Origin of the sequence: Pseudomonas sp. MBLB4136, assembly GCF_051904765.1 — a bacterium.
Lineage (GTDB): Bacteria > Pseudomonadota > Gammaproteobacteria > Pseudomonadales > Pseudomonadaceae > Aquipseudomonas.
In genome coordinates this window covers 3,879,205-3,898,732 of sequence record NZ_CP196713.1, presented here as the reverse complement: position 1 = coordinate 3,898,732, position 19,528 = coordinate 3,879,205, and the positions used below count along the sequence as shown (strand labels likewise).

Below are 19,528 nucleotides of genomic sequence, written 5' to 3'. Positions count from 1 at the left end.
GACTCAGGCCCGCCAGTCGCGGACCAGCCCACGCAGCACCGCGTCGATCAGGCCGGCAGCCTCCTGCCAGGGATCGAACAGCGCCGGGTCGCGGGTCCAGTCGGTGAACAGGCCGACCACCTGGGCATGCAGGGCACGGGCGGCCAGGCGCGGGGTCACCCCCGGGTGCAGGCGCGCCTGACATGCGGGACGGCTGAGCAGGTCCTCCACCAGGCGGATGAACAGGTTGACGAAGTCGCTGTGCTGGCGCTCGGCCTCGCGCAACTCGTCGGTGAACTCGCAGCGGTGCAGGAGGATGGTGAAGATGCGCCGCTGCCGTTCGTCGCGGGCCAGGTTCTCGATGGCTTCGATGATCAGGTTGCGCAGCGACAGCAGGGGGGCGCCGTCGTCGCAGCCGGCCAGGCGCTCGGCCAGCTGTTCCGGTGGCAGGCGCACCTGGTTGAGCAGGGCGTTGAACAGGTCCGCCTTGTTGGCGAAGTGCCAATACACCGCGCCGCGGGTCACCCCGGCGTGGCTGGCGATCTGCTCCAGGCCGGTATGGGCCACGCCTTTTTCCAGAAACAGGGTCTCGGCGGCGGCGAGAATCTCGGCGCGGGTCTGCTCGGCTTGTTCTTTGGTGCGGCGCATGGCGGTCGGGGGCGCTCCGGCTAGGCTCAAGGTCTGTGCAACAGTCTGTCGTGATTTTAGCGCCAGTCAGGCGTTTACAAACAGCCTTGTATGTAACTAGCATCCCCTTCCTTCTGCACTCTGCCCCGCGCTGTCCCGGAGACACCCATGTCCTTTGCCCGCCACCTTCCTCTCGCCCTCGGCGTTCTCGCCTGCAGTATCTGGCTGTCTGCCGTCCAGGCGGCCGACGCGCCGCCGCCCCCGCAAGTGCTGGTGGAAACCGTCGAGGCCGCGCCACTGCCGCTGGTCTTCGAGTATGCGGCTCGCACCGCGGGCTTTCGCGAGGTGCAGGTGCGCGCCCAGGTCAGCGGCATCCTGCAGGAGCGCACCTACCTGGAGGGCAGCCCGGTCAAGCAGGGCCAGGTGATGTTCCGCATCGACCCGCGTACCTACCAGGCCGCCCTGGCGCGGGCCAAGGGCGCGCTGGCCCAGGAGCAGGCGCGCTACCGGCAGACCGAGCGCGACCTCAAGCGCATCCGCGAGCTGCAGAAGAAGGGCTTCGCCAGCGAGAGCGAGCTGGACAATGCGATCTCCAATTTCGAGCAGAGCAAGGCCAATATCCAGGCCGCCGAGGCCGAGGTGCAGTCCAAGCAGATCGACCTCGACTACACCACGGTGGAGGCGCCGATCTCCGGCATCACCAGCAAGGAAACCGTGTCCGAGGGCAGCCTGATGATCGCCGGCGATCCGAATGCCAGCCTGCTGACCCGCATCACCCAGCTCGACCCCATCTACGTCAACTTCGCCGCCCCCGATCGTGACGTGGAGAACGTGCGCGGCAGTCTGCAGAGCGGCGCCCTGACCCTGGATGGCAAGCAGATGCGCGTGGAGATCCAGTTCGGCGACGGTACCCGCTATCCGCTGGAGGGCAAGGTGGACTTCACCGACAGCCTGGTCGACCGCAGCACCGGTACCGTCGGCGTCCGCGCCGTGGTGCCCAACCCGGAGCAGCAGCTGCTGCCCGGCCAGTTCGTGCGGGTGCTGGTCAAGGGCATCAGCCTGGCCAACGCCATCACCGTGCCGGAGCGCGCCGTCGCCCAGGGCCCGCGCGGCACCTTCGTCTATGTGGTGGACGAGCAGGGCATCGCCCGTCAGCGTCAGGTCAGCACCGGGCGCACGGCCAATGGCCGCTGGGTGATCGAGTCCGGCGTCAGCGCCGGCGAACGGGTGATCGTCGAGGGGCTGCCCAAGGTGCGCCCGGATGCCCCGGTGAGCATCGCCGCGCCCACCGCCGTAACCGACAAGCAGTCCTGAGGAGCGTTGCCCGTGATCTCACGCTTCTTTATCGACCGCCCGGTGTTCGCCTCGGTCATCTCCGTGGTCATCGTTCTCGCCGGCCTGATGGCCATGCGCGCCCTGCCGATCGCCCAGTACCCGGAGATCCTGCCGCCCCAGGTGTCGGTCAGCGCCAGCTATTCCGGGGCCAGCGCCCAGGTGATCGCCGAGACGGTGGCGGCGCCCCTGGAGCAGTCGATCAACGGCGTGCAGGGGATGATCTACCAGCAGTCCAACTCCGGCGGCAACGCCATGAGCCTGTCGGTGTACTTCCAGGTCGGCACCGATCCGGACCAGGCCACCATCGACGTCAACAACCGGGTCCAGGCGGCCCTGGCCAAGCTGCCGGAAGAGGTGCGCCGGCAGGGGGTGCGGGTCGAGAAGAAGTCCTCGGACATCCTCCAGGTGGTCAACCTGTTCTCCCCCGACGGCTCGCGCGACCCGGTGTATATCAGCAACTACGCGCTGATCAACGTGATCGACGAGCTCAAGCGCCTGCCGGGGGTCGGCGATGCCCGCCAGTTCGGCTCCAAGGACTACTCCATGCGCATCTGGCTGCGCCCGGACAAGCTGGCGCAGTTCAACCTGACCCCCAGCGACGTGGTCGCGGCGATCCGCGAGCAGAACTCGCAGTTCGCCGCCGGCAGCTTCGGCCAGCAGCCGCTGCAGCAGGAGCAGGACTTCACCTACACGGTGACCACCCAGGGCCGCTTCACCGACCCCGAGGAGTTCGAGAACGTGATCCTGCGTTCGGATGCCACCGGCGCCAGCCTGCTGCTCAAGGACGTGGCGCGGATCGAGCTGGGGGCCCAGGACTACTCGCTGATGACCTCTCTCAACGGCCAGCAGAACGCCGCCTTCGGCATCTATCTGCAGCCGGGGGCCAACGCCCTGGACACCGCCCAGGCGGTGCGCGACACCCTGGCGCGCCTGGCGCAGAAGTTTCCCGAGGGCATCACCTACAAGATCCCCTACGACACCACCAAGTTCGTCAAGGTGTCGATCCAGGAGGTGATCAACACCTTCTTCGAGGCCCTGGTGCTGGTGGTGCTGGTGGTCTTCCTGTTCCTGCAGAACTGGCGCGCCACGCTGATCCCGGTGCTGGCGATTCCGGTGTCGCTGATCGGCACCTTCGCCGGCATGTACCTGCTGGGTTTCTCGATCAACCTGCTGACCCTGTTCGGCATGGTGCTGGCCATCGGCATCGTCGTGGACGACGCCATCGTGGTGATCGAGAACGTCGAGCGGGTGATGCACAACGACAAGCTGGGGCCGCGCGAGGCGACCATCAAGGCGATGGGCGAGGTCACCGGGCCGATCGTCGCCATCGTCCTGGTGCTCTGCGCGGTGTTCGTGCCGGTGGGTTTCCTCGGCGGACTGGCCGGGGAGATGTACAAGCAGTTCGCGATCACCATCGCCGTGTCGGTGGTGATCTCCGGCATCGTCGCCCTGACCCTGAGCCCGGCGCTCTGCGCGCTGCTGCTCAAGCCCGGGCAGCAGCAGCCGGCGGCGCCGCTGCGCGCCTTCAACCGGCTGTTCGAGCGGCTGACCGACGGCTACAGCGCCGGCGTGCGCTTCTTTCTCAAGCGCAGCGCCCTGGGCCTGCTGCTGTTCGGCGCGATGATCGCGCTGATGCTGGTGCTGTTCGGCCGGGTGCCGTCTTCCCTGGTGCCGAGCGAGGACCAGGGCTACGTAATCAACGCCTACTTCCTGCCGCCGGCGGCGTCTCTGACCCGCACCGAGGCGCTGACCAGCGAGGTCACCGAGCAGCTGATGGCCCACCCGGCGGTGGAGAACGTGGTGACCTTCGCCGGCTTCGACATCCTCACCTTCGGCACCCGCAGCAATGCCGGGGTGTCCTTCGTGCCGCTCAAGGACTGGAGCGAGCGCACCACGCCGGAGCTCGACGCGCGCAACCTGCCGCGCGCGTTCATGGGCATGGGCGCGGCGCAGAAGGACGGCATGGTGATGACCTTCAACCCGCCGCCGATCCGCGGCATGAGCACCACCGGCGGCTTCGAGGGCTATATCCAGGACCGCAGCGGCGGCGGCACCGCGCAGCTGGCGCAGAAGGTCGCGGCGTTCCTCGAGGCGGCGCGCCAGCGTCCCGAGCTGGCGGGGGTGCAGAGCACCTTCAGCGCCAACGTGCCGCAGTACTACATCGACCTCGATCGCACCAAGGCGCGGGCCCTGGGCGTGCCGATCAACGAGGTATTCACCGCCATGCAGGCGACCTTCGGCAGCTACTACGTCAACGACTTCAGCCTGTACGGCCGCACCTTCCAGGTCAGCCTGCAGGCCGAGGCGGACTTCCGCCGCAAGCCGGAGGACCTGTCCCAGGTCTACGTGCGCGCGGCCGGCGGCGAGCTGGTACCGCTGGCGACCCTGGTCAAGGTGCAGCGGGTGCTCGGGCCCGACACCTATGCGCGCTTCAACGTCTACCCGGCGGCGAAGATCCTCGGCGGGCCGGCGCCCGGCTACAGTTCCGGCCAGGCCCTGGCGGCGGTGCAGCAGGTGGCGGATGAGGTGCTGGGCAGCGACTACAGCATCGGCTGGACCGGCTCGGCGTTCCAGGAACAGGCGACCCAGGGCTCGGGCAGCATCGCCTTCGTCTTCGGCCTGATCATGGTGTTCCTGATTCTCGCCGCCCAGTACGAGCGCTGGACCCTGCCGTTGGCGGTGGTCACCGCGGTGCCTTTCGCCGTGTTCGGGGCGATTCTCGCGGTGTGGCTGCGCGGCCTGGAAAACGATGTGTACTTCCAGGTCGGCCTGCTCACCCTGATCGGCCTGGCGTCGAAGAACGCCATCCTCATCGTCGAATTCGCCGTGCTCTGCCGCCAGCAGGGCATGGGCCTGTTCGAGTCGGCGCTGGAGGCGGCGCGGCTGCGCTTCCGGCCGATCATCATGACCTCGCTGGCCTTCATCCTCGGCGTGCTGCCGCTGGCCATCAGCAGTGGCGCCGGCTCGGCCAGCCGCCACTCGATCGGCACCGGGGTGATCGGCGGCATGCTGGCGGCCACCGTGCTGGCGATCTTCCTGATCCCGATGTTCTACCTGTTGGTCGAATCCCTGGCCGAAAAACTCACCGGGAGGGGCAAGCAAAGTATGTAGGGTGCGCCGTGCGCACCCCGGCAGGGGGCAGTTTTTCGGTGCGCGCGGCGTACCCTACTGACTGGGCCGGTGCCGGCAGCCTTCCGGGCGCAACATGCGAGAGAGCGAATGAACCTACGTCTGCTGCTGATCCTCGGGGCCCTGTGCGCCTTCGGCCCCCTGGCCATCGACTTCTACCTGCCGAGCTTCCCGACCCTGGCGCGGGCCTTCGCCACCGACGTCGAGCACGTGCAGCTGTCCCTGGCCGCCTATTTCGTCGGCCTGGCCCTCGGCCAGCTGGTCTACGGCCCCCTGGCCGACCGCTTCGGCCGGCGCCGGCCGTTGCTGGTCGGGGTGCTGCTGTTCGGCCTGGCGTCCCTGGCCTGTGCCCTGGCGAGCAGCCTGGAGACGCTGATCGCCGCGCGTTTCGTCCAGGCCCTCGGCGGTTGCGCCGGCATGGTGGTGACCCGCGCGGTGGTGCGCGACCTGTGCGACCCGATCACCTCGGCCAAGGTGTTCTCCCAGCTGGTGCTGGTGATGGGTATCGCGCCGATTCTCGCGCCCCTGGCCGGCGGCCTGCTGCTGAGCAGCCTGGGCTGGCAGTCGATCTTCCTCTGCCTGGCGCTGTTCGCCGCCCTGTGCATGCTGGCGGTAGCGCTGTGGCTGCCCGAGACACTGAGCCAGGAGGCCGCCCCGGCGTCCCTGAGTGGCGTTCTGGGCGAATACCGCCGGCTGCTGGGCGACCGGCCCTTTATCGGCCACGCCCTGACCGGCGGCCTGTCGATCGCCGGGATGTTCGCCTATATCGCCGGCTCGCCCTTCGTCTTCATCGAGCTGTACGGCGTGCCGGCGGCGCACTACGGCTGGCTGTTCGGCAGCAATGCCGCCGGCTTCATCCTCGCCGCCCAGCTGAATGCCTGGCTGGTGGCGCGCCATGGCCCGGGCTACTGGTTGCGGCGCCTGGTGTGGTTCTATCTGGCCTGCAGCCTGGCCCTGCTGGTCGTTGCCCTGGGCCAGCCCGCGGCGCTGTGGCCGCTGCTGCTGCCGCTGTTCGGCTGCATCGCCAGCCTCGGCGTGCTGCTGCCCAACTCTACGGCTTGCGCCATGGCCGGCCAGGGGCGGCATGCCGGCAGCGCCTCGGCCCTGCTCGGCAGCCTGCAGTTCGCCATCGCCGCCAGTGCCGCGGCCCTGGTCGGTGCGCTGCACGACGGCACGGCCTGGCCGATGGCGGCGGTGATCTGCGGTTGTGGCGTGCTGGCCACCATGGCATCGCGCCTGACCCTGTGGTCCGAGCGGCGGCTGCCGCAGCCGCTGAGCGGAGGCCCCGGCTAGCCGGCGGCGCGTTGCTCGGCCGGCGGCAGCGGGTGCGGGGCGCGCAGGCGTGCCTCGAGGGTGGCGACGAACAGGCGGGCCTCGGCCTCGCTGCGAAAGCTCACGCTGTGCTTGGCGAAACTGACTTGCCAGCGCAGCCCTTCGGCCGTGCGCAATGACTGGATGTGGATATTCACGCTGGGCTCCTCCTCGCAGGGAAGCAGCAGTCTAGCCAGCGTGGGTGACATTTCCCCGGTTCGGGTCAAGCACGCGACCGGTGGTCAGTGGCGCTGCGGAACCAGGCCGGCGCTGCGCTGCACGGCCAGCCCGGCCAGCTGGGCGAAGCCGCCGACCAGGGCGATGTCCAGGCTGCTCGGCCGGCTGGGGCGATCCGGATAGATGGCCAGGGTGCCGATGGCTCGGCCCTGGTCATCCTTGAACGGCACCGACCAGCAGGCGCGCAGCCCGGCCTTGCGGGCCTCGTCGCGGAAGTCGCGCCAGTAGGGGTGCGTGTCGAGGTCCTCGGCGATCACCAGCTCGCCGCTGTAGGCGGCATGGCCGCAGGAGCCGACCTCGGCGCCGGCCTGGACGCCATCGATGGCCTGACGATAGGGCTCGGGCAGGTCGGGCGCGGCGACCAGGTGCAGGCGCTGCTGCGGGTCCTGCAGCATGATGGCCGCGCGCATCTGCGGGAGCAGCGCCTGTAGGCGCAGGCAGATGGCCTCGAGCATCTGCGTCAGCGGCTGGCGCTCGAACAGCCCCTCCAGCAGCGCGCCGCGGGCCAGTTGCAGCTGCTGCTGGAGATGGTGCTCGTGGTTGTCGCGCAGGCTGCCGCTGAGGCTGTTGTCCGGCCGGCGGCTGAGCTGCAGCTCGACCCAGCGCAGCTGGCCATGGCGGGTCAGCAGGCGGTAGTCACCGCGCAGGCTGGCCTGCTCGCCGTTGGCCAGGGCGCTCAGCTGTTGGGCCAGGCACGCGCCGTCGCTGCTCTCGAAGAAGCGTGCCAGGAGGCGGCCGAGGCTCTCGTAGGCGACGTAGCCGCTGAGGCGTTCCCACGCCGGGTTGAGGAAGCTCAGGTGGCCGCCGGCATCGGTCTTCACGATCACCTCGGCGAGCTGCTCGACCAGCTCGCGGTAACCGGCTTCACTGGCGCGCAGCTGGTCGTCGAGCTTCTTGTGCTCGCTGATGTCGATGTCGATGCAATAGATCTCGGGGCGGTCGCGGTTGTCGCGCAGCAGCGAGCGACTGGAATAGACCCACACCGGGCTGCCGTCCTTGCGCTGCAGTTGCATTTCCGCGGCCGGGGTCGGCGGCCCACCGAGCAGCCAGTGATTGATCGCGCTGGCCACCTGGTTGCGCGCCGGCAGCGGCACGATCAGGTCTTCCAGGCGCTTGCCCAGGGCTTCCTGCACGCTGTAGCCGTACAGCTGGGTGCTGGCGGCGTTCCAGTAGACCACCCGGCGATCGCGGTCGTAGCCCTGCACGGCGATGCGCGGGGTCTGTTCGAACAGTTGGCGAAAGCGCTGTTCGCTCTCGCGCAGGGCCACTTCGTCGCGCTTCTGGCTGCTGATGTCCTGCAGGGTGCCGAGGATCTGCCCGTCGCCGTCGACCTCGCCGCGCAGCATCAGCCAGGTGACCTGCTGGCGGTGCGGCTGGTGCAGGCGCGCGCCGATGTTCAGTGCCTTGTGCTGGGTGAGCAGGCCGTCGACGGCGCGCTGCACCGCCTGGCGATCGGCGGGGTGCAGCCAGGTGAGCAGTTGTTCGAGGTTGCTCGAGGCGTTGCCGGCATCGCGGCCCAGCAGCTCCAGCGCCTCCGGGCTCCAGTGGAAGCGACCCTGGTATTCCCAGCTGCCCAGCGCCGCGTTGCGCTGGGCCTGCTGCAGCAGCCGGGTGTTGCGCGTCAGGGCGCCGAGCAACTGGCTCTGCGCCTGGCGATCGCGGTGGCTGACATAGAAGATCAGCAGGCAGCTGAGCAGCACGAAGGCCAGGCCCTTGAGCGTCTGCAGACGCATGATCAGCGTGGGCTCTGACACCGCGATGGCCAGCAGCTGGTCGCTGGAGAGAATCCAGGCGGTGCCGAAGAGGGCGTATACGCCGGTCAGGCGCAGTGGGGCTACTAGTTCGGGTCGCATCCTTACCACCGATATATCGGATGTTCACGGGCGCAGGCTGGGCGTGCCGGGCACGCGCGCTGGCAGTCACTGAGCTGATTGCAGTCTAGAGGGTGGCGGCCGGGGGCGAGAGGCGTGATAGGCGCCTGGACCTGGGCCAGGCGCCAAGATAGCAGGACTGGGAATTAATTGCCGTCGTTAGCGCGTCCCAGTTCCAGATAGTTGACCTTGTGCAGCCTGCCCTGGCTGTCGAGATAGGTGATGGTGGCGGGAACCACGCCGACCTTGTCCGAGTTGTCGGTGATGTGGATGACCTTGTGTACGTCCAGCTTCAGGCCGTAGTGGTAGTCCACCGGCTCGATCTGGCTGGCGTCCTGCAGCAGCGGGGATTGTGCCTGCGCAGCAGCCGAGAAGCCGAAGGCGGCGACGAGTGCGAGGGGTATAAGGCGTTTCATCTGGGTGACCTCCTGCGTTGCCCTACATAGATATGGACGTGGCAGCACGGAGGCCGTTACGCGGCCGTCAGGCCGTTGGTCGGCTTGGCCCCTGGCGGGGCCAGGCCCGGGTTCAGAAGCCCTCGAGGACGATCTTGCCCTTGGCCTTGCCGCTCTCCAGCAGGGCATGGGCGCGGCGCAGGTTGGCCGCGTCGATGCGCCCGAAGTGCTCGCCCAGGGTGGTCTTCAGCACGTCGCCGTCGATCAGGCCGGCGACCCGCTCCAGCAGGCGATGCTGCTCGATCATGTCGTCGGTCTGGAACAGTGAGCGGGTGAACATCAGCTCCCAATGCAGCGACAGGCTCTTGGCCTTGAGCTTCATGATGTCCAGCGGTTGCACCGGGTCGTCGATCAGCGCCAGGCGGCCCTGGGGGGCCAGGGCCGCGACCAGCTGGTCGAAGTGCTGGTCGGTCTGGGTCAGGCTGGCCACATGGGTCACCTGGTCGATGCCGATGCGCTTGAGCTCCTCGCTCAACGGCTTGCTGTGGTCGAGTACATGGTGGGCGCCGAGCTCGCGCACCCAGGCCTGGGTCTCGGGACGCGAGGCCGTGCCGATCACCGTCAGGCCGGTGAGCTTACGCGCCAGCTGCACCAGCATCGAACCGACGCCGCCGGCGGCGCCGACGATCAGCAGGCTCTGGCCCAGGCCGGCCTTGCCTTCGGCGACCTGCAGGCGCTCGAACAGCAGTTCCCAGGCGGTGATCGCGGTCAGCGGCAGGGCGGCGGCCTCGGCGAAGCCCAGGGTCTTCGGCATATGGCCGACGATGCGCTCATCGACCACGTGCAGCTCGCTGTTGGCGCCGGCACGGTCGATGGCGCCGGCGTAGAACACCCGGTCGCCCGGCTGGAACAGCGTGACCTCGCTGCCCACCGCCTGGACGATGCCGCTGGCGTCCCAGCCGAGCACCTTGGCCTCGCCGTTCTCCGGCGCGACCTTGTTGCGGATCTTGCTATCCACCGGGTTGACCGAGATGGCCTTGACGGCCACCAGCAGGTCGCGCGGACCGGGGGTGGGTTCGGCCAGCTGCACGTCCTGCAGGGCGTCGGCATTGGTGGCGGGCAGGGACTGGTAGTAGGCGATGGCTTTCATGGCGTCTCCTCAGAGAATACGGTGCATTGGCTGGTGTTCGACCTGTTCCAGCAGGCCGGCGCAGGTGCGGCCAAAGCTCAGGAAGTGGGCGCTCCGTTCATGGGCGTCGAGCGCGGCGCGGTCTTGCCATTGTTCGATCATGCTGAACCGCTGCGGGTTGTCCCGGTGGCGATGCAGGTTGTATTGCAGGCAACCGGCTTCGGCCTGGCTGGAGGGGATCAGCAGGCGCAGAGCGGCCTCGACGGCAGCGGCCTGGCCAGGGCGTGCGATGAGGGTGACGATCAGGGTGAGGGGCGTTGACATGGTGCGACTCCGGCTCGAGAAGCGCCCATGGTCGGCTATTTGATTGTCGAGAAAAACGTCCTGATACTAGAGTCTCTTTCAATATTTTTTTGAATATAGCCGCCGTGATACGTTTCGATGACCTGCAGCTGTTCGTGCGTACGGCGCAGAGCGGCAGTCTGTCCGCCGCCGCCCGCCTGCTGGATATCTCCCCGGCGGTGGCCAGCGCCGCACTCAAGCGCCTGGAGCAGCAGCTGGAGGTGCGCCTGTTCGTCCGCTCGACCCGCAGCCTGCGCCTGACCGCCGAGGGCGAGCTGTTCCTCGGCCACGCCCGACTGGCCTTGCAGAGCCTGGAGGAGGGGCGTCTGCAGCTGGCCGGCAACAAGGCCGAGATCAGCGGCCAGCTGCAGCTCTCTGCCCCCTCGGATTTCGGCCGCAACACCCTGCTGCCCTGGCTCGACGAGTTCCAGCAGGGCCATCCGCGGTTGCAGTTGCGTCTGCTGCTCGGCGACCGGGTCAGCGACCTGTTTCGCGAGCCGGTGGATATCGCCCTGCGCTATGGCACGCCGGAGGACTCCAGTCTGGTGGCCCTGCCGGTCGCCCCGGACAACAGCCGGGTGCTCTGCGCCGCGCCGGCCTATCTGGCGCGGCATGGCGAGCCGCAGACGCCGGAGGCGCTGGCCGCACACAACTGCCTGCTCTATATGCTCGGCGGTCGGCTGCATGATCGCTGGTGCTTCCAGGACGGCAAGCGCGAGCAGAGCCTGACGGTGGGCGGCGATCGCTGCAGCGACGACGCCGATGTGGTGCGGCGCTGGGCGGTGGCCGGCTTCGGCCTGGTGTACAAGTCCTGGCTGGATGTGGCCGCCGATGTGCAGGCCGGACGGCTCAAGGTGTTGCTGAAGCAATGGCGCGGCGAAGCGACCCCGCTCAATCTGATCTGTGCCCACCGCGCCCAGTTGAGCAGGCCGGTGCACCTGCTGCGCGAGTTCGTCCAGGCCCGCTGCGCCGAACTGCTGGCGCGGGCGCCCTGGCGATCCTAGGCTTGCCCGGCAACGGGCCGCGACATCCCGCCGCAGCTCGGCGCCCTTGCCGCAGCCCGGCCACCTGCTAGAGTCGCCCGTCATGAACCTGGCCCGCTCCGACCGCACGCTGCTCGCCTGGATGCTGTATTTCAGCGTCCTGTTCGGCGCGCTCGCCTGCAGCATCGGTCACGGCCAGATGGCCGGCCTGCAGCTCAGCGGCCTGGACGGCGTCTATTGCTCCCTGGATGGCGGCAGCGCTTCAGGCAGTGATTTCGGCGCAGCCGGCCTGGCGTCCCAGGGGGCGGCCGGCGGGGCCGGTTGCGCCCTGTCCTCGACCTTCGGCGCCCTGATCCTGGCGGCCTTCTTCGGCCTGCTCGGGCTGCTCTGCGCCGCCCGCCAGCCGGCGCTCCCGACCTTGCGCGCCGCCCGGCCGGTGCGTTTCCTCTGGCCCTCGGCCAACCCCCGCGCCTCCCCTTCCTTGTAGCGATCCGCGCCGGCGCTGTGCCGGCTGCTGTTCCATTCCCGGGCCCGGCCCCGGCTGCCGGCATTCGCGTGCCTGCGGGCCGGCGGCCGCGGGGCCCGCGAATCACTGGCCGCGCTACCTGGAGTTCATCGATGCAACAAACCACCCCCTCGTTCTACCACCTGGCCTGGCGCTGGCATTTCTATGCCGGGCTGTTCGTCGCGCCCTTCTTGATCCTGCTGTCGCTGACCGGGATCATCTACCTGTTCAAGCCGCAGCTGGACCAACTGCTGTATGCCGAGTTGCTGCAGGTGCCGGTCGCCGAGCAGCGCCTGAGCGCCGATCAGCAGCTGGTCGCGGTGCGTCAGGCATACCCCCAGGCGAGCGTCGGCAAGTACCTGCCGCCGCGCGCCGAAGGGCAGAGCGCGCAGTTCGTCATCGCCGAGCAGGGGCGCGAGCTCAACCTGTTCGTCGACCCCTACCGCGGCACCCTGCTGGGCAGCCAGGACGCCCGGGACAACCTGCAGGCCATCGCCCGCCGGCTGCACGGCGAACTGATGCTCGGCACCCTCGGCGACCGCCTGATCGAACTGGCCGCCGGCTGGGGCATCGTCCTGGTGGTGTCCGGGCTCTACCTGTGGTGGCCGCGCGGTGGTGGCGGCGCCGGGGTGCTGTGGCCGCGCCTGGCCAGTCGCGGCCGCCTGTTCTGGCGCGACCTGCACGCGGTGGCGGGTTTCTGGGGGGCGCTGCTGTTGCTGTTCATGCTGCTCACCGGGATGACCTGGACCGGCTTCTGGGGCGAGCGCTTCGCCGGCGCCTGGAACCACTTCCCGGCGGCCATGTGGGACGCGGTGCCGACGTCCGAGCTGCAGGCGCGCAGCCTCAACAGCAGTGCCCGGCAGACCGTGGCCTGGGCGGTGGAAAACACCCCGCTGCCGCTGTCCAATCCCCATGCCGCGCACCAGGCGCCTGCGACCGACGGCGCGACGCCTGGCGCGACGCGGATCGGCCTGCAGCAGGTGGTCGACACCGCCACTGCGCGCGGCGTGCAGCCCGGCTACAGCATCAGCCTGCCCAAGGGCGAGACGGGCGTGTACAGCGTTGCACTGTTCGCCGACGATCCGCGGCATGACGCCACCCTGCACCTCGACCAGTACAGCGGCGCGGTGCTGGCCGAGGTGCGCTGGCAGGACTACGGCGCCGTGGCCCGAGTGGTGGAGACCGGTGTGGTGCTGCACGAGGGCAAGCTGTTCGGCCTGGCCAACCAGTTGCTGATGCTCGGGGTCTGCCTGATGGTGCTGCTCAGCGCGGTCAGTGGCCTGCTCATCTGGTGGCGCCGGCGTCCCCAGGGCAGCCTCGGCGTGCCGCCGCTGCGCCATGACCTGCCGCGCTGGAAGGCGGCGGTCGTCATCATGCTGCTGCTCGGCGCCGTCTTCCCGCTGGTGGGCGCGTCGCTGCTGCCGGTCTGGCTGCTGGACCGCTTGCTATGCTCCCGCCAGGGCGTGACGCCCCGTCTGCAGGCGGGTTGAGGCATGGCCGTGGCGGAGTGCTTTCGCGTGATCTGCAATACCTCATTCATCGTCCCAAGGAGAACCACCATGCCCATGAAGAAAAGCCTGCTGCTGGTCGCGCTGCTCGGTACCAGCCTGCTGGCCGGCGCCCATGAATACAGCTCGGGAGAATTGCACATCGCCCACCCCTGGTCGCGGGAGATGCCGCCGGTGGCGCCGACCGCCGCCGCCTATTTCGTGGTGCACAACCAGGGCCAGCAGGCAGACCGCCTGCTTTCCGTGCAGACGCCGCTGGCCGGCAAGGCCGAGATGCACGAGCACGTGCATGCCGACGGGACCATGAAGATGCAGCAGGTGCAAAGCGTGGAAGTGCCCGCCGGCGGCGAGGTCAAGTTCGCGCCCATGGCCTATCACGTCATGCTGTTCGACCTGGCGCGACAGATGAAGGACGGCGAGCGCTTCCCGCTGACCCTGAGGTTCGAGAGGGCCGGCGAGGTCGAGGTCGAGGTGGCGGTGCAGAAGCAGCCGCCGGTCGAAGAGACGTCGCACCACTAGCAGGTGCTTGGCCCTGGGATAACCAAGCGGCCGCTGCGGATCTAGCGGCGGCCGCTCAACAGCCGGCCGACCTGGCCCTCCGCCTTGAGGCTGTCGAAGGCCGCGCGGGTGCGGGTCACGGTCTCATCGGCGGTTGCCTGGCTGTAGGCCATGTACAGCCCCGTGGATATGGCGTCCAGGGTGTAGACCGGCTCCAGCTCGGCGCAGTCGATGCGAGCCTCCTTACACAGCATGGCGACATCCTGTTCCGGCATGGGCACCAGCTCGATCTGCTCGTTCAGCAGCTTCTGGAAGTTGTCGCGGTTATGCGCCGAGACTACCAGCCTGCTGAAGCCCTGGGTGCGCAGGTACTTCTGCCGGACATCGTCGCGCAGCACGCCAATGCTGTAGCGCTGCGCGTCCTGCAGGGTGCGCACCTGGATGTCCGTACGCGCGCGCAGTTTGTACAGGTGGTAGTCGATGCGGGTGATCTCGCCCACCCACTTGAACTGGGGCTCTCGTGCCGAGGTGCGGGCGATCAGGTAGATCAGCACGTTGGGTTGCTGCAGCGCCATGTCGTAGGCGCGTGCCCAGGGATAGAGGGCGAGGCTGTAGTCGTTCAGCCCCGCCCGTTGCAGCGTGGCTTCCACCACCGCGCTGGCCGGTCCGGCCACGCGGCCCGCTTTCAGGTAGCTGTAGGACGTGTCCTCGGTGACGGCCCGGATCTCTTGTGCCTGGCTGCTGGTAGCGGCCAGGGCGAGCAATATGGCGATGCAGAAGGAGCGGGGGAATGTCATGAGCAGCCTCCTAGTCGTCATTGGGCTATGCGGTCGCGGCCCAGGCGCTTGGCGCGGTAGAGCGCCTCATCGGCGCACTGCAGCAGTTGATCGAAACGGTCCATGCTGTGCGGGTCGAACTGCGCGACGCCGATGCTCAGCGTCACGTGTGGCGCCACCTGCGAGCCGTCGTGAGCCAGCGCCTGAGCGGCGAGGTCCTGGCGCAAGCGTGTGGCGGCCTGGCGTGCTTGGTCGAGGTCGGCGCCCGGCAGCAGTACGGCGAACTCTTCGCCGCCGAGCCGCGCCACCAGTTCGCCGGCACGGCCGAAGACATGCTTCAGCCGGTTGGCCACCGCTTGCAGGCACTGGTCGCCCTGGGCGTGGCCGTAGGTGTCGTTGTAGAGCTTGAAGAAATCGATGTCGCACATCAGCACCGACAGCGGCTGGTTCAGGCGGGTCGCGCGGCGGAACTCGATTTCCTTCATTTCATCGAAATGCCGGCGGTTGGCCAGCCCGGTCAGTGGGTCGCTGCGGCTGAGTTCCTCCAGGCGGCTATTGGCCTGGAGCAGCTCGGCCGTGCGTTCCTCCACCAGCTCGGCCAGACGATCGCGGTGGGCGGCGAGGTCGAGTTCGTCGCGCCGCTGTTGCTCGAAATAGTCGGACAGCTTGCCCTGCAGGTTGTTGATCCCGGCCTCGAGCAGGCTCAGTTCGTCGCGCCGCGAGGCCTTGCGCTCGATATGCAGCCGCTGTTTGAGGTTGGCCGGCGACAGTTCGCCCAGGTGCCGCGCGATGTGCCGCACGTGCACCGTGACCGAGCGGTTGAACATCCACATGATCAAGCCCGCCAGCAGCAGCGACTGGATGATCTGGGTGAGCACGATGCTGGTCACGTCGCTCAGCAGGCGCCGCCACAGCAGCCGCTCGTCACCCTCGATGATCAGCTCGCCAAGGTTTTCCCGCGCGCCGAGGTAGGGCTCGTAGGCCAGGGTCTGCCGCAGCGATGGCACCAACGGCGTGGGCAAGCGCTCGGGGCGCTGCTGGACCAGCATCTCGGGAGGGCGTCCGGGGCGCAGTATGCTCAGGCGCACCCGACCTACCGGCGCGGCCTCGGCGACGCTGTCCAGCTGGGTCTGCAAGGTTTCGCGGTCCATCTCCCAGATTGCCTTGGCCAGGGTGCTCTGGAACACCTGGTCGATCAGCTTCAGCTCGGCGGTCATCGCCGCCAGGTTGCTGTTCCATGCCGACACGCTGCGCAGGGTGACCGTGACCAGGGTGAACAGCAGGCAAAAGATCAGCGTCGCCAGCACCAGACGGCGGCCGAGCGAGCTGCAGGGCGAGGCCTGTTCGGGCGGCGCGCCGGCGAGCTGGCTGGACCGTGCCGTGCCCACGCTACAGCCACCGCTTAGCGATGGTTGCGTAGGTGCCGTTGTCACGGACGGTCTTCAGGCCCTGGCGAAAGCGCTCTACCAGCGCGTCCGAGGTTTGCAGGCTGAAGGCCATGCTCAGGCCGTCGTCATCGGCCAGGTCGGGCAGGCTCAGGACCGGCACCGGTACTTCGGCTCCGGCCCGGCGCGCCAGGTAGCGGGCGTTGAGCTCGTTGGCGATCCACAGGTCGACACGGCCCAGGGTCAGCTTTTCGTAGTTGTGCGCGTACTTGTTGCTCGACTGCAGGTTCTTGCCGATGGCAAAGCCCCTGGCCAGCAGGTGCTGTTCGCCGGCGTCCTGCTTGACGGTGGCGATCTGGTAGCGGCGCGCATCGTCGAGTCGCCTGAGCTGGATGTTGCGCTGGGGCAGCGAGTACAGGTGCCAGCGCATCGGCGCCACGATGCCGACCCACTTGAACAGCTGCTCGCGTTGGCGAGTGCGGGCGATCGAGTAGATCAGCACGTTTTCGCTATTCAAGGCGATGTCGTAGGCGCGCGCCCAGGGCATGGACTGGATGTTCGCCTGCACCCCGACTTCCTCCAGCACGGCCTGCACGACCTCGGTGCTCATGCCGGTGAGGCGGCCGTCCTCGGTCATGTTGTAGGGCGGCAGCTCCTCGGTGACGATCTGAATCCTGTCGCTTGCCGGAGCAGGCGACGACAGGCAGGCCAGCGCGGCGAGCAGCAAGCGGCGAACGGATGGAGCGCTGAACAGGACACGTTTCATGTGATCGGCAACCTCGGCAAAGGCAACCTGCAGGGGGCGCACAGGCAACGGGTGGGCCACTATATTGCTATCTGCAGGGGGGATCTACTTCTGTTTCGGCGCCGAGGGTGGAAACTTCAGTGCCCGGGCTGCTGGCCGATGCTCCTGGCGTTTCATCGGCGCCCCCGGCGAGCGCGGCCCGACCCGGCAATGGTCATCACGGGCGTGCCCTGCGGGCTTGCAGCGAGCCTTCTATCCTGGGCGTCTCAGCTCAGCCGTGCGTCCAGGCTGTTCTGCGCCAGGCGTTCGGCCTGCGCCTTGGTCATGCCCAGGCCTTCGTGCAGGGCGGCGAAGTTCTCGGTGACGTAGCCGCCGAAGTAGGCCGGGTCGTCCGAGTTGACCGTGACCTTCACGCCACGCTCGAGCATCTCGAGGATGTTGTGCTGGCGCATGTCGTCGAACACGCACAGCTTGATGTTGGACAGCGGGCAGACGGTCAGCGGGATCTGCTCGTCGATGATCCGCTGCATCAGCCGCTCGTCCTCGATGGCGCGCACGCCGTGGTCGATGCGCTGGATCTTCAGCAGGTCCAGGGCCTGCCAGATGTACTCGGGTGGGCCCTCCTCGCCAGCATGGGCGACGGTCAGGTAGCCCTCGCTGCGCGCCTTGTCGAATACCCGCGCAAACTTGCTCGGCGGATGGCCCATTTCCGAACTGTCCAGGCCCACGGCGATAAAGGCGTCGCGGAAGGGGCGGGCCTGCTCCAGGGTATTGAAGGCCTCCTCCTCGGACAGGTGGCGCAGAAAGCTGAGGATCAGCCCCGAGCTGATGCCCAGCTGCCGCTCACCGTCCTTGAGCGCCTGGCCGATGCCATTGAGCACCACCTCGAAGGCGATGCCGCGGTCGGTGTGGGTCTGCGGGTCGAAGAAGGGCTCGGTGTGGATGACGCTCTGCGCCTTGCATTTCTGTAGGTAGGCCCAGGTCAGGTCGTAGAAGTCCTGTTCCGTGCGCAGTACGTCGGCACCCTGGTAGTAGAGGTCGAGGAATTCCTGCAGGTTGTTGAAGGCGTAGGCGCCGCGCAGGGTTTCGACGTCCTGCCAGGGCAGGGCGATCTTGTTGCGTTCGGCCAGGGCGAACAGCAGTTCGGGTTCCAGCGAGCCTTCCAGGTGCAGGTGCAGTTCGGCCTTGGGCAGGGCGTTGAGCCAGTCGTACATGGTGTGAGCCTCGTGTCGGGTGGGCCGGAGTTGGGCGCAGTTTAACCTGACCTCCGGGGCAGAATCTCCCGGCGTCGCGGCGATCGCTGCGTAGGCCGGGCTGAACGCAGCGATACCCATGGCGCCTGCACCTCTGCGACGGGGTTCACAGGCTCAACCCATCCTCGGTTCAGCCGGCGATCAGCGTCTGGGCCGCCTGGCGGTGGTCGGCGATCAGCTTGGCCAGGTCCAGGCCCTCGACCTGGCCGTCGATGACCCGCCAAGTGCCGCCGATCATTATCCGGTCGGCGCGGTCGGCGCCGCACAGCAGCAGGGCCGCGAGTGGATCGTGACTGCCGGAGAAGCGCAGCTCGTCCAGCTTGAACAGCGCCAGGTCGGCCTGCTTGCCCACCGCCAGCTCGCCGATGTCGTCGCGCCCCAACAGCCGGGCCGAGCCCTTGCTGGCCCAACCCAGGGCCAGTTCGGGGCTGATGCGCTCGGCGCCGTAACGCAGGCGCTGCAGGTACAGGGCCTGGCGTGCCTCGAGGATCAGGTTGGAGGCATCGTTGGAGGCGGAGCCGTCCACGCCGAGGCCGATGGGCGCGCCGGCGGCCTGCAGGTCGAGGCTCGGGCAGATGCCCGAGGCCAGGCGCATGTTCGAGCTGGGGCAATGGCTGATGCCGGTGCCGGCGGCGCCCAGGCGGGCGATTTCCTCGGGGTTGAAGTGGATGCCGTGGGCCAGCCAGGTGCGCGGGCCGAGCCAGCCGACGCTGTCCAGGTAGTCGACGGTGCGCAGGCCGAAGCGCTGCCGGCAGAAGTCCTCCTCGTCCAGGGTCTCGGCCAGGTGGGTGTGCAGGCGCACGTCCAGCTTGCTGGCCAGCTCGGCGCTGGCGCGCATGATGTCCGGGGTCACCGAGAAGGGCGAGCAGGGCGCCAGGGCGATCTGTACCCGGGCGCCGGCACCGCGCTCATGGTACTGGCCGATCAGGCGCTGGCTGTCGGCGAGGATCACCTCGGCCTGTTGCACCGTCTGCTGCGGCGGCAGGCCGCCGTCGGCTTCGCCCAGGCTCATGGAGCCGCGGGTCAGCATCGCGCGCATGCCCAGCTCGCGCACCACTCCGACCTGCACGTCGATGGCGTTTTCCAGGCCGCCGGGGAACAGGTAGTGGTGGTCGGCCGCCGTGCTGCAGCCGGACAGCAGCAGCTCGGCCCTGGCCACCTGGGTGGCCAGGGCCAGCTGCTCGGGGGGCAGCCGCGCCCACACCGGGTAGAGGGTCCTGAGCCAGGGGAACAGCGGCTGGTTGACTACCGGTGCCCAGGCGCGGGTGAGGGTCTGGTAGAAGTGGTGGTGGGTGTTGATCAGCCCCGGCAGCACCACGTGCTCGCGGGCATCGAAGCTGTGCTGGCAGGGGCGGCTGGGCTGCTGGCCGGCGTCGAGCAGTTCGGCAATGCGGCCGTTCTCGACCACCAGGCCACCGGCGGCGGATTGGTCGTTGGCGGTGAAGACGGCGAGGGGGGTCTTGATCCAGGTGCGGGTGGCTGCCATCGAGCAGGCTCCTCTGAGGTTGAGTTCAGGTTAG

Annotated in this window: 18 protein-coding genes; 7 read left to right on the top strand and 11 right to left on the bottom strand. The window is 68.4% G+C overall.

Annotated elements, in window-relative coordinates:
- Positions 1 to 3: 3 nt before the first annotated feature.
- Positions 4 to 627 carry a TetR family transcriptional regulator gene (locus ACSX1D_RS17755; protein WP_439859763.1) on the bottom strand — a complete coding sequence of 208 codons (624 nt, stop codon included), beginning with the start codon at positions 625 to 627 and terminating at the stop codon, positions 4 to 6.
- A gap of 147 nt (positions 628 to 774) precedes the next feature.
- Here ACSX1D_RS17755 and ACSX1D_RS17750 point away from each other — a divergent pair, with 147 nt between their 5' ends.
- From ACSX1D_RS17750 to ACSX1D_RS17740, 3 genes are all read left to right on the top strand, one after another.
- Entirely contained in the window at positions 775 to 1,920 is a 1,146-nt protein-coding gene (locus tag ACSX1D_RS17750) for an efflux RND transporter periplasmic adaptor subunit (RefSeq protein WP_439859762.1), read from the top strand.
- A 12-nt stretch (positions 1,921 to 1,932) separates the two neighbouring features.
- Positions 1,933 to 5,052, top strand: coding sequence for an efflux RND transporter permease subunit (locus ACSX1D_RS17745; RefSeq protein ID WP_439859761.1), 3,120 nt, complete (start codon positions 1,933 to 1,935; stop codon positions 5,050 to 5,052).
- Between the two features lie 108 nt (positions 5,053 to 5,160).
- The gene (locus ACSX1D_RS17740) at positions 5,161 to 6,363 is read left to right on the top strand and encodes a multidrug effflux MFS transporter (protein WP_439859760.1); all 1,203 of its coding nucleotides are present in this window, start codon (positions 5,161 to 5,163) and stop codon (positions 6,361 to 6,363) included.
- Here ACSX1D_RS17740 and ACSX1D_RS17735 read toward each other — a convergent pair.
- From ACSX1D_RS17735 to ACSX1D_RS17715, 5 genes are all read right to left on the bottom strand, one after another.
- Positions 6,360 to 6,539 carry a hypothetical protein gene (locus tag ACSX1D_RS17735; RefSeq protein ID WP_439859759.1) on the bottom strand — a complete coding sequence of 60 codons (180 nt, stop codon included), beginning with the start codon at positions 6,537 to 6,539 and terminating at the stop codon, positions 6,360 to 6,362. The genes ACSX1D_RS17740 and ACSX1D_RS17735 overlap by 4 nt on opposite strands.
- Positions 6,540 to 6,623: 84 nt before the next feature.
- Entirely contained in the window at positions 6,624 to 8,471 is a 1,848-nt protein-coding gene (locus tag ACSX1D_RS17730) for a PAS domain S-box protein (RefSeq protein ID WP_439859758.1), read from the bottom strand.
- A 164-nt stretch (positions 8,472 to 8,635) separates the two neighbouring features.
- Complete coding sequence (locus ACSX1D_RS17725) at positions 8,636 to 8,905, bottom strand: DUF2790 domain-containing protein (RefSeq protein ID WP_439859757.1); 270 nt, start codon at positions 8,903 to 8,905, stop codon at positions 8,636 to 8,638.
- Positions 8,906 to 9,017: 112 nt separating this feature from the next.
- Positions 9,018 to 10,034 (bottom strand): zinc-binding alcohol dehydrogenase family protein, encoded by a 1,017-nt coding sequence (locus tag ACSX1D_RS17720; RefSeq protein WP_439859756.1) that lies wholly within the window; start codon positions 10,032 to 10,034, stop codon positions 9,018 to 9,020.
- 9 nt (positions 10,035 to 10,043) lie between these two features.
- Complete coding sequence (locus ACSX1D_RS17715; RefSeq protein WP_439859755.1) at positions 10,044 to 10,337, bottom strand: putative quinol monooxygenase; 294 nt, start codon at positions 10,335 to 10,337, stop codon at positions 10,044 to 10,046.
- A 104-nt stretch (positions 10,338 to 10,441) separates the two neighbouring features.
- Here ACSX1D_RS17715 and ACSX1D_RS17710 point away from each other — a divergent pair, with 104 nt between their 5' ends.
- From ACSX1D_RS17710 to ACSX1D_RS17695, 4 genes are all read left to right on the top strand, one after another.
- Positions 10,442 to 11,359: a LysR family transcriptional regulator gene (locus tag ACSX1D_RS17710; RefSeq protein WP_439859754.1), complete on the top strand. Its 918-nt coding sequence runs from the start codon at positions 10,442 to 10,444 to the stop codon at positions 11,357 to 11,359.
- Between the two features lie 82 nt (positions 11,360 to 11,441).
- The gene (locus tag ACSX1D_RS17705) at positions 11,442 to 11,825 is read left to right on the top strand and encodes a DUF2946 family protein (RefSeq protein ID WP_439859753.1); all 384 of its coding nucleotides are present in this window, start codon (positions 11,442 to 11,444) and stop codon (positions 11,823 to 11,825) included.
- Positions 11,826 to 11,956: 131 nt separating this feature from the next.
- Positions 11,957 to 13,333 (top strand): PepSY-associated TM helix domain-containing protein, encoded by a 1,377-nt coding sequence (locus ACSX1D_RS17700; protein ID WP_439859752.1) that lies wholly within the window; start codon positions 11,957 to 11,959, stop codon positions 13,331 to 13,333.
- Between the two features lie 69 nt (positions 13,334 to 13,402).
- Positions 13,403 to 13,870 (top strand): copper chaperone PCu(A)C, encoded by a 468-nt coding sequence (locus ACSX1D_RS17695; protein WP_439859751.1) that lies wholly within the window; start codon positions 13,403 to 13,405, stop codon positions 13,868 to 13,870.
- A 41-nt stretch (positions 13,871 to 13,911) separates the two neighbouring features.
- Here ACSX1D_RS17695 and ACSX1D_RS17690 read toward each other — a convergent pair whose 3' ends face one another.
- From ACSX1D_RS17690 to ACSX1D_RS17670, 5 genes are all read right to left on the bottom strand, one after another.
- Positions 13,912 to 14,646 carry an ABC transporter substrate-binding protein gene (locus ACSX1D_RS17690; RefSeq protein ID WP_439859750.1) on the bottom strand — a complete coding sequence of 245 codons (735 nt, stop codon included), beginning with the start codon at positions 14,644 to 14,646 and terminating at the stop codon, positions 13,912 to 13,914.
- 17 nt (positions 14,647 to 14,663) lie between these two features.
- Complete coding sequence (locus ACSX1D_RS17685) at positions 14,664 to 16,013, bottom strand: diguanylate cyclase domain-containing protein (RefSeq protein WP_439859749.1); 1,350 nt, start codon at positions 16,011 to 16,013, stop codon at positions 14,664 to 14,666.
- A 1-nt stretch (position 16,014) separates the two neighbouring features.
- A complete protein-coding gene (locus ACSX1D_RS17680) occupies positions 16,015 to 16,776 on the bottom strand; it encodes a substrate-binding periplasmic protein (RefSeq protein WP_439859748.1) in 762 nt (253 codons plus the stop codon).
- 245 nt (positions 16,777 to 17,021) lie between these two features.
- Complete coding sequence (locus ACSX1D_RS17675; protein WP_439859747.1) at positions 17,022 to 17,969, bottom strand: adenosine deaminase; 948 nt, start codon at positions 17,967 to 17,969, stop codon at positions 17,022 to 17,024.
- A 169-nt stretch (positions 17,970 to 18,138) separates the two neighbouring features.
- On the bottom strand, positions 18,139 to 19,494 hold the full coding sequence (locus ACSX1D_RS17670; protein WP_439859746.1) for an 8-oxoguanine deaminase: 1,356 nt from the start codon (positions 19,492 to 19,494) through the stop codon (positions 18,139 to 18,141).
- Positions 19,495 to 19,528: the final 34 nt, after the last annotated feature.

Excerpts from the sequence above, each read along its gene's own strand:
- ACSX1D_RS17755 (WP_439859763.1), bottom strand. The coding sequence starts at position 627 with ATGCGCCGCACCAAAGAACAAGCCGAGCAGACCCGCGCCGAGATTCTC.
- ACSX1D_RS17750 (WP_439859762.1), top strand. The coding sequence starts at position 775 with ATGTCCTTTGCCCGCCACCTTCCTCTCGCCCTCGGCGTTCTCGCCTGC.
- ACSX1D_RS17740 (WP_439859760.1), top strand. The coding sequence starts at position 5,161 with ATGAACCTACGTCTGCTGCTGATCCTCGGGGCCCTGTGCGCCTTCGGC.
- ACSX1D_RS17730 (WP_439859758.1), bottom strand. The coding sequence starts at position 8,471 with ATGCGACCCGAACTAGTAGCCCCACTGCGCCTGACCGGCGTATACGCC.
- ACSX1D_RS17725 (WP_439859757.1), bottom strand. The coding sequence starts at position 8,905 with ATGAAACGCCTTATACCCCTCGCACTCGTCGCCGCCTTCGGCTTCTCG.
- ACSX1D_RS17720 (WP_439859756.1), bottom strand. The coding sequence starts at position 10,034 with ATGAAAGCCATCGCCTACTACCAGTCCCTGCCCGCCACCAATGCCGAC.
- ACSX1D_RS17715 (WP_439859755.1), bottom strand. The coding sequence starts at position 10,337 with ATGTCAACGCCCCTCACCCTGATCGTCACCCTCATCGCACGCCCTGGC.
- ACSX1D_RS17705 (WP_439859753.1), top strand. The coding sequence starts at position 11,442 with ATGAACCTGGCCCGCTCCGACCGCACGCTGCTCGCCTGGATGCTGTAT.
- ACSX1D_RS17700 (WP_439859752.1), top strand. The coding sequence starts at position 11,957 with ATGCAACAAACCACCCCCTCGTTCTACCACCTGGCCTGGCGCTGGCAT.
- ACSX1D_RS17695 (WP_439859751.1), top strand. The coding sequence starts at position 13,403 with ATGCCCATGAAGAAAAGCCTGCTGCTGGTCGCGCTGCTCGGTACCAGC.
- ACSX1D_RS17690 (WP_439859750.1), bottom strand. The coding sequence starts at position 14,646 with ATGACATTCCCCCGCTCCTTCTGCATCGCCATATTGCTCGCCCTGGCC.
- ACSX1D_RS17680 (WP_439859748.1), bottom strand. The coding sequence starts at position 16,776 with ATGAAACGTGTCCTGTTCAGCGCTCCATCCGTTCGCCGCTTGCTGCTC.
- ACSX1D_RS17675 (WP_439859747.1), bottom strand. The coding sequence starts at position 17,969 with ATGTACGACTGGCTCAACGCCCTGCCCAAGGCCGAACTGCACCTGCAC.
- ACSX1D_RS17670 (WP_439859746.1), bottom strand. The coding sequence starts at position 19,494 with ATGGCAGCCACCCGCACCTGGATCAAGACCCCCCTCGCCGTCTTCACC.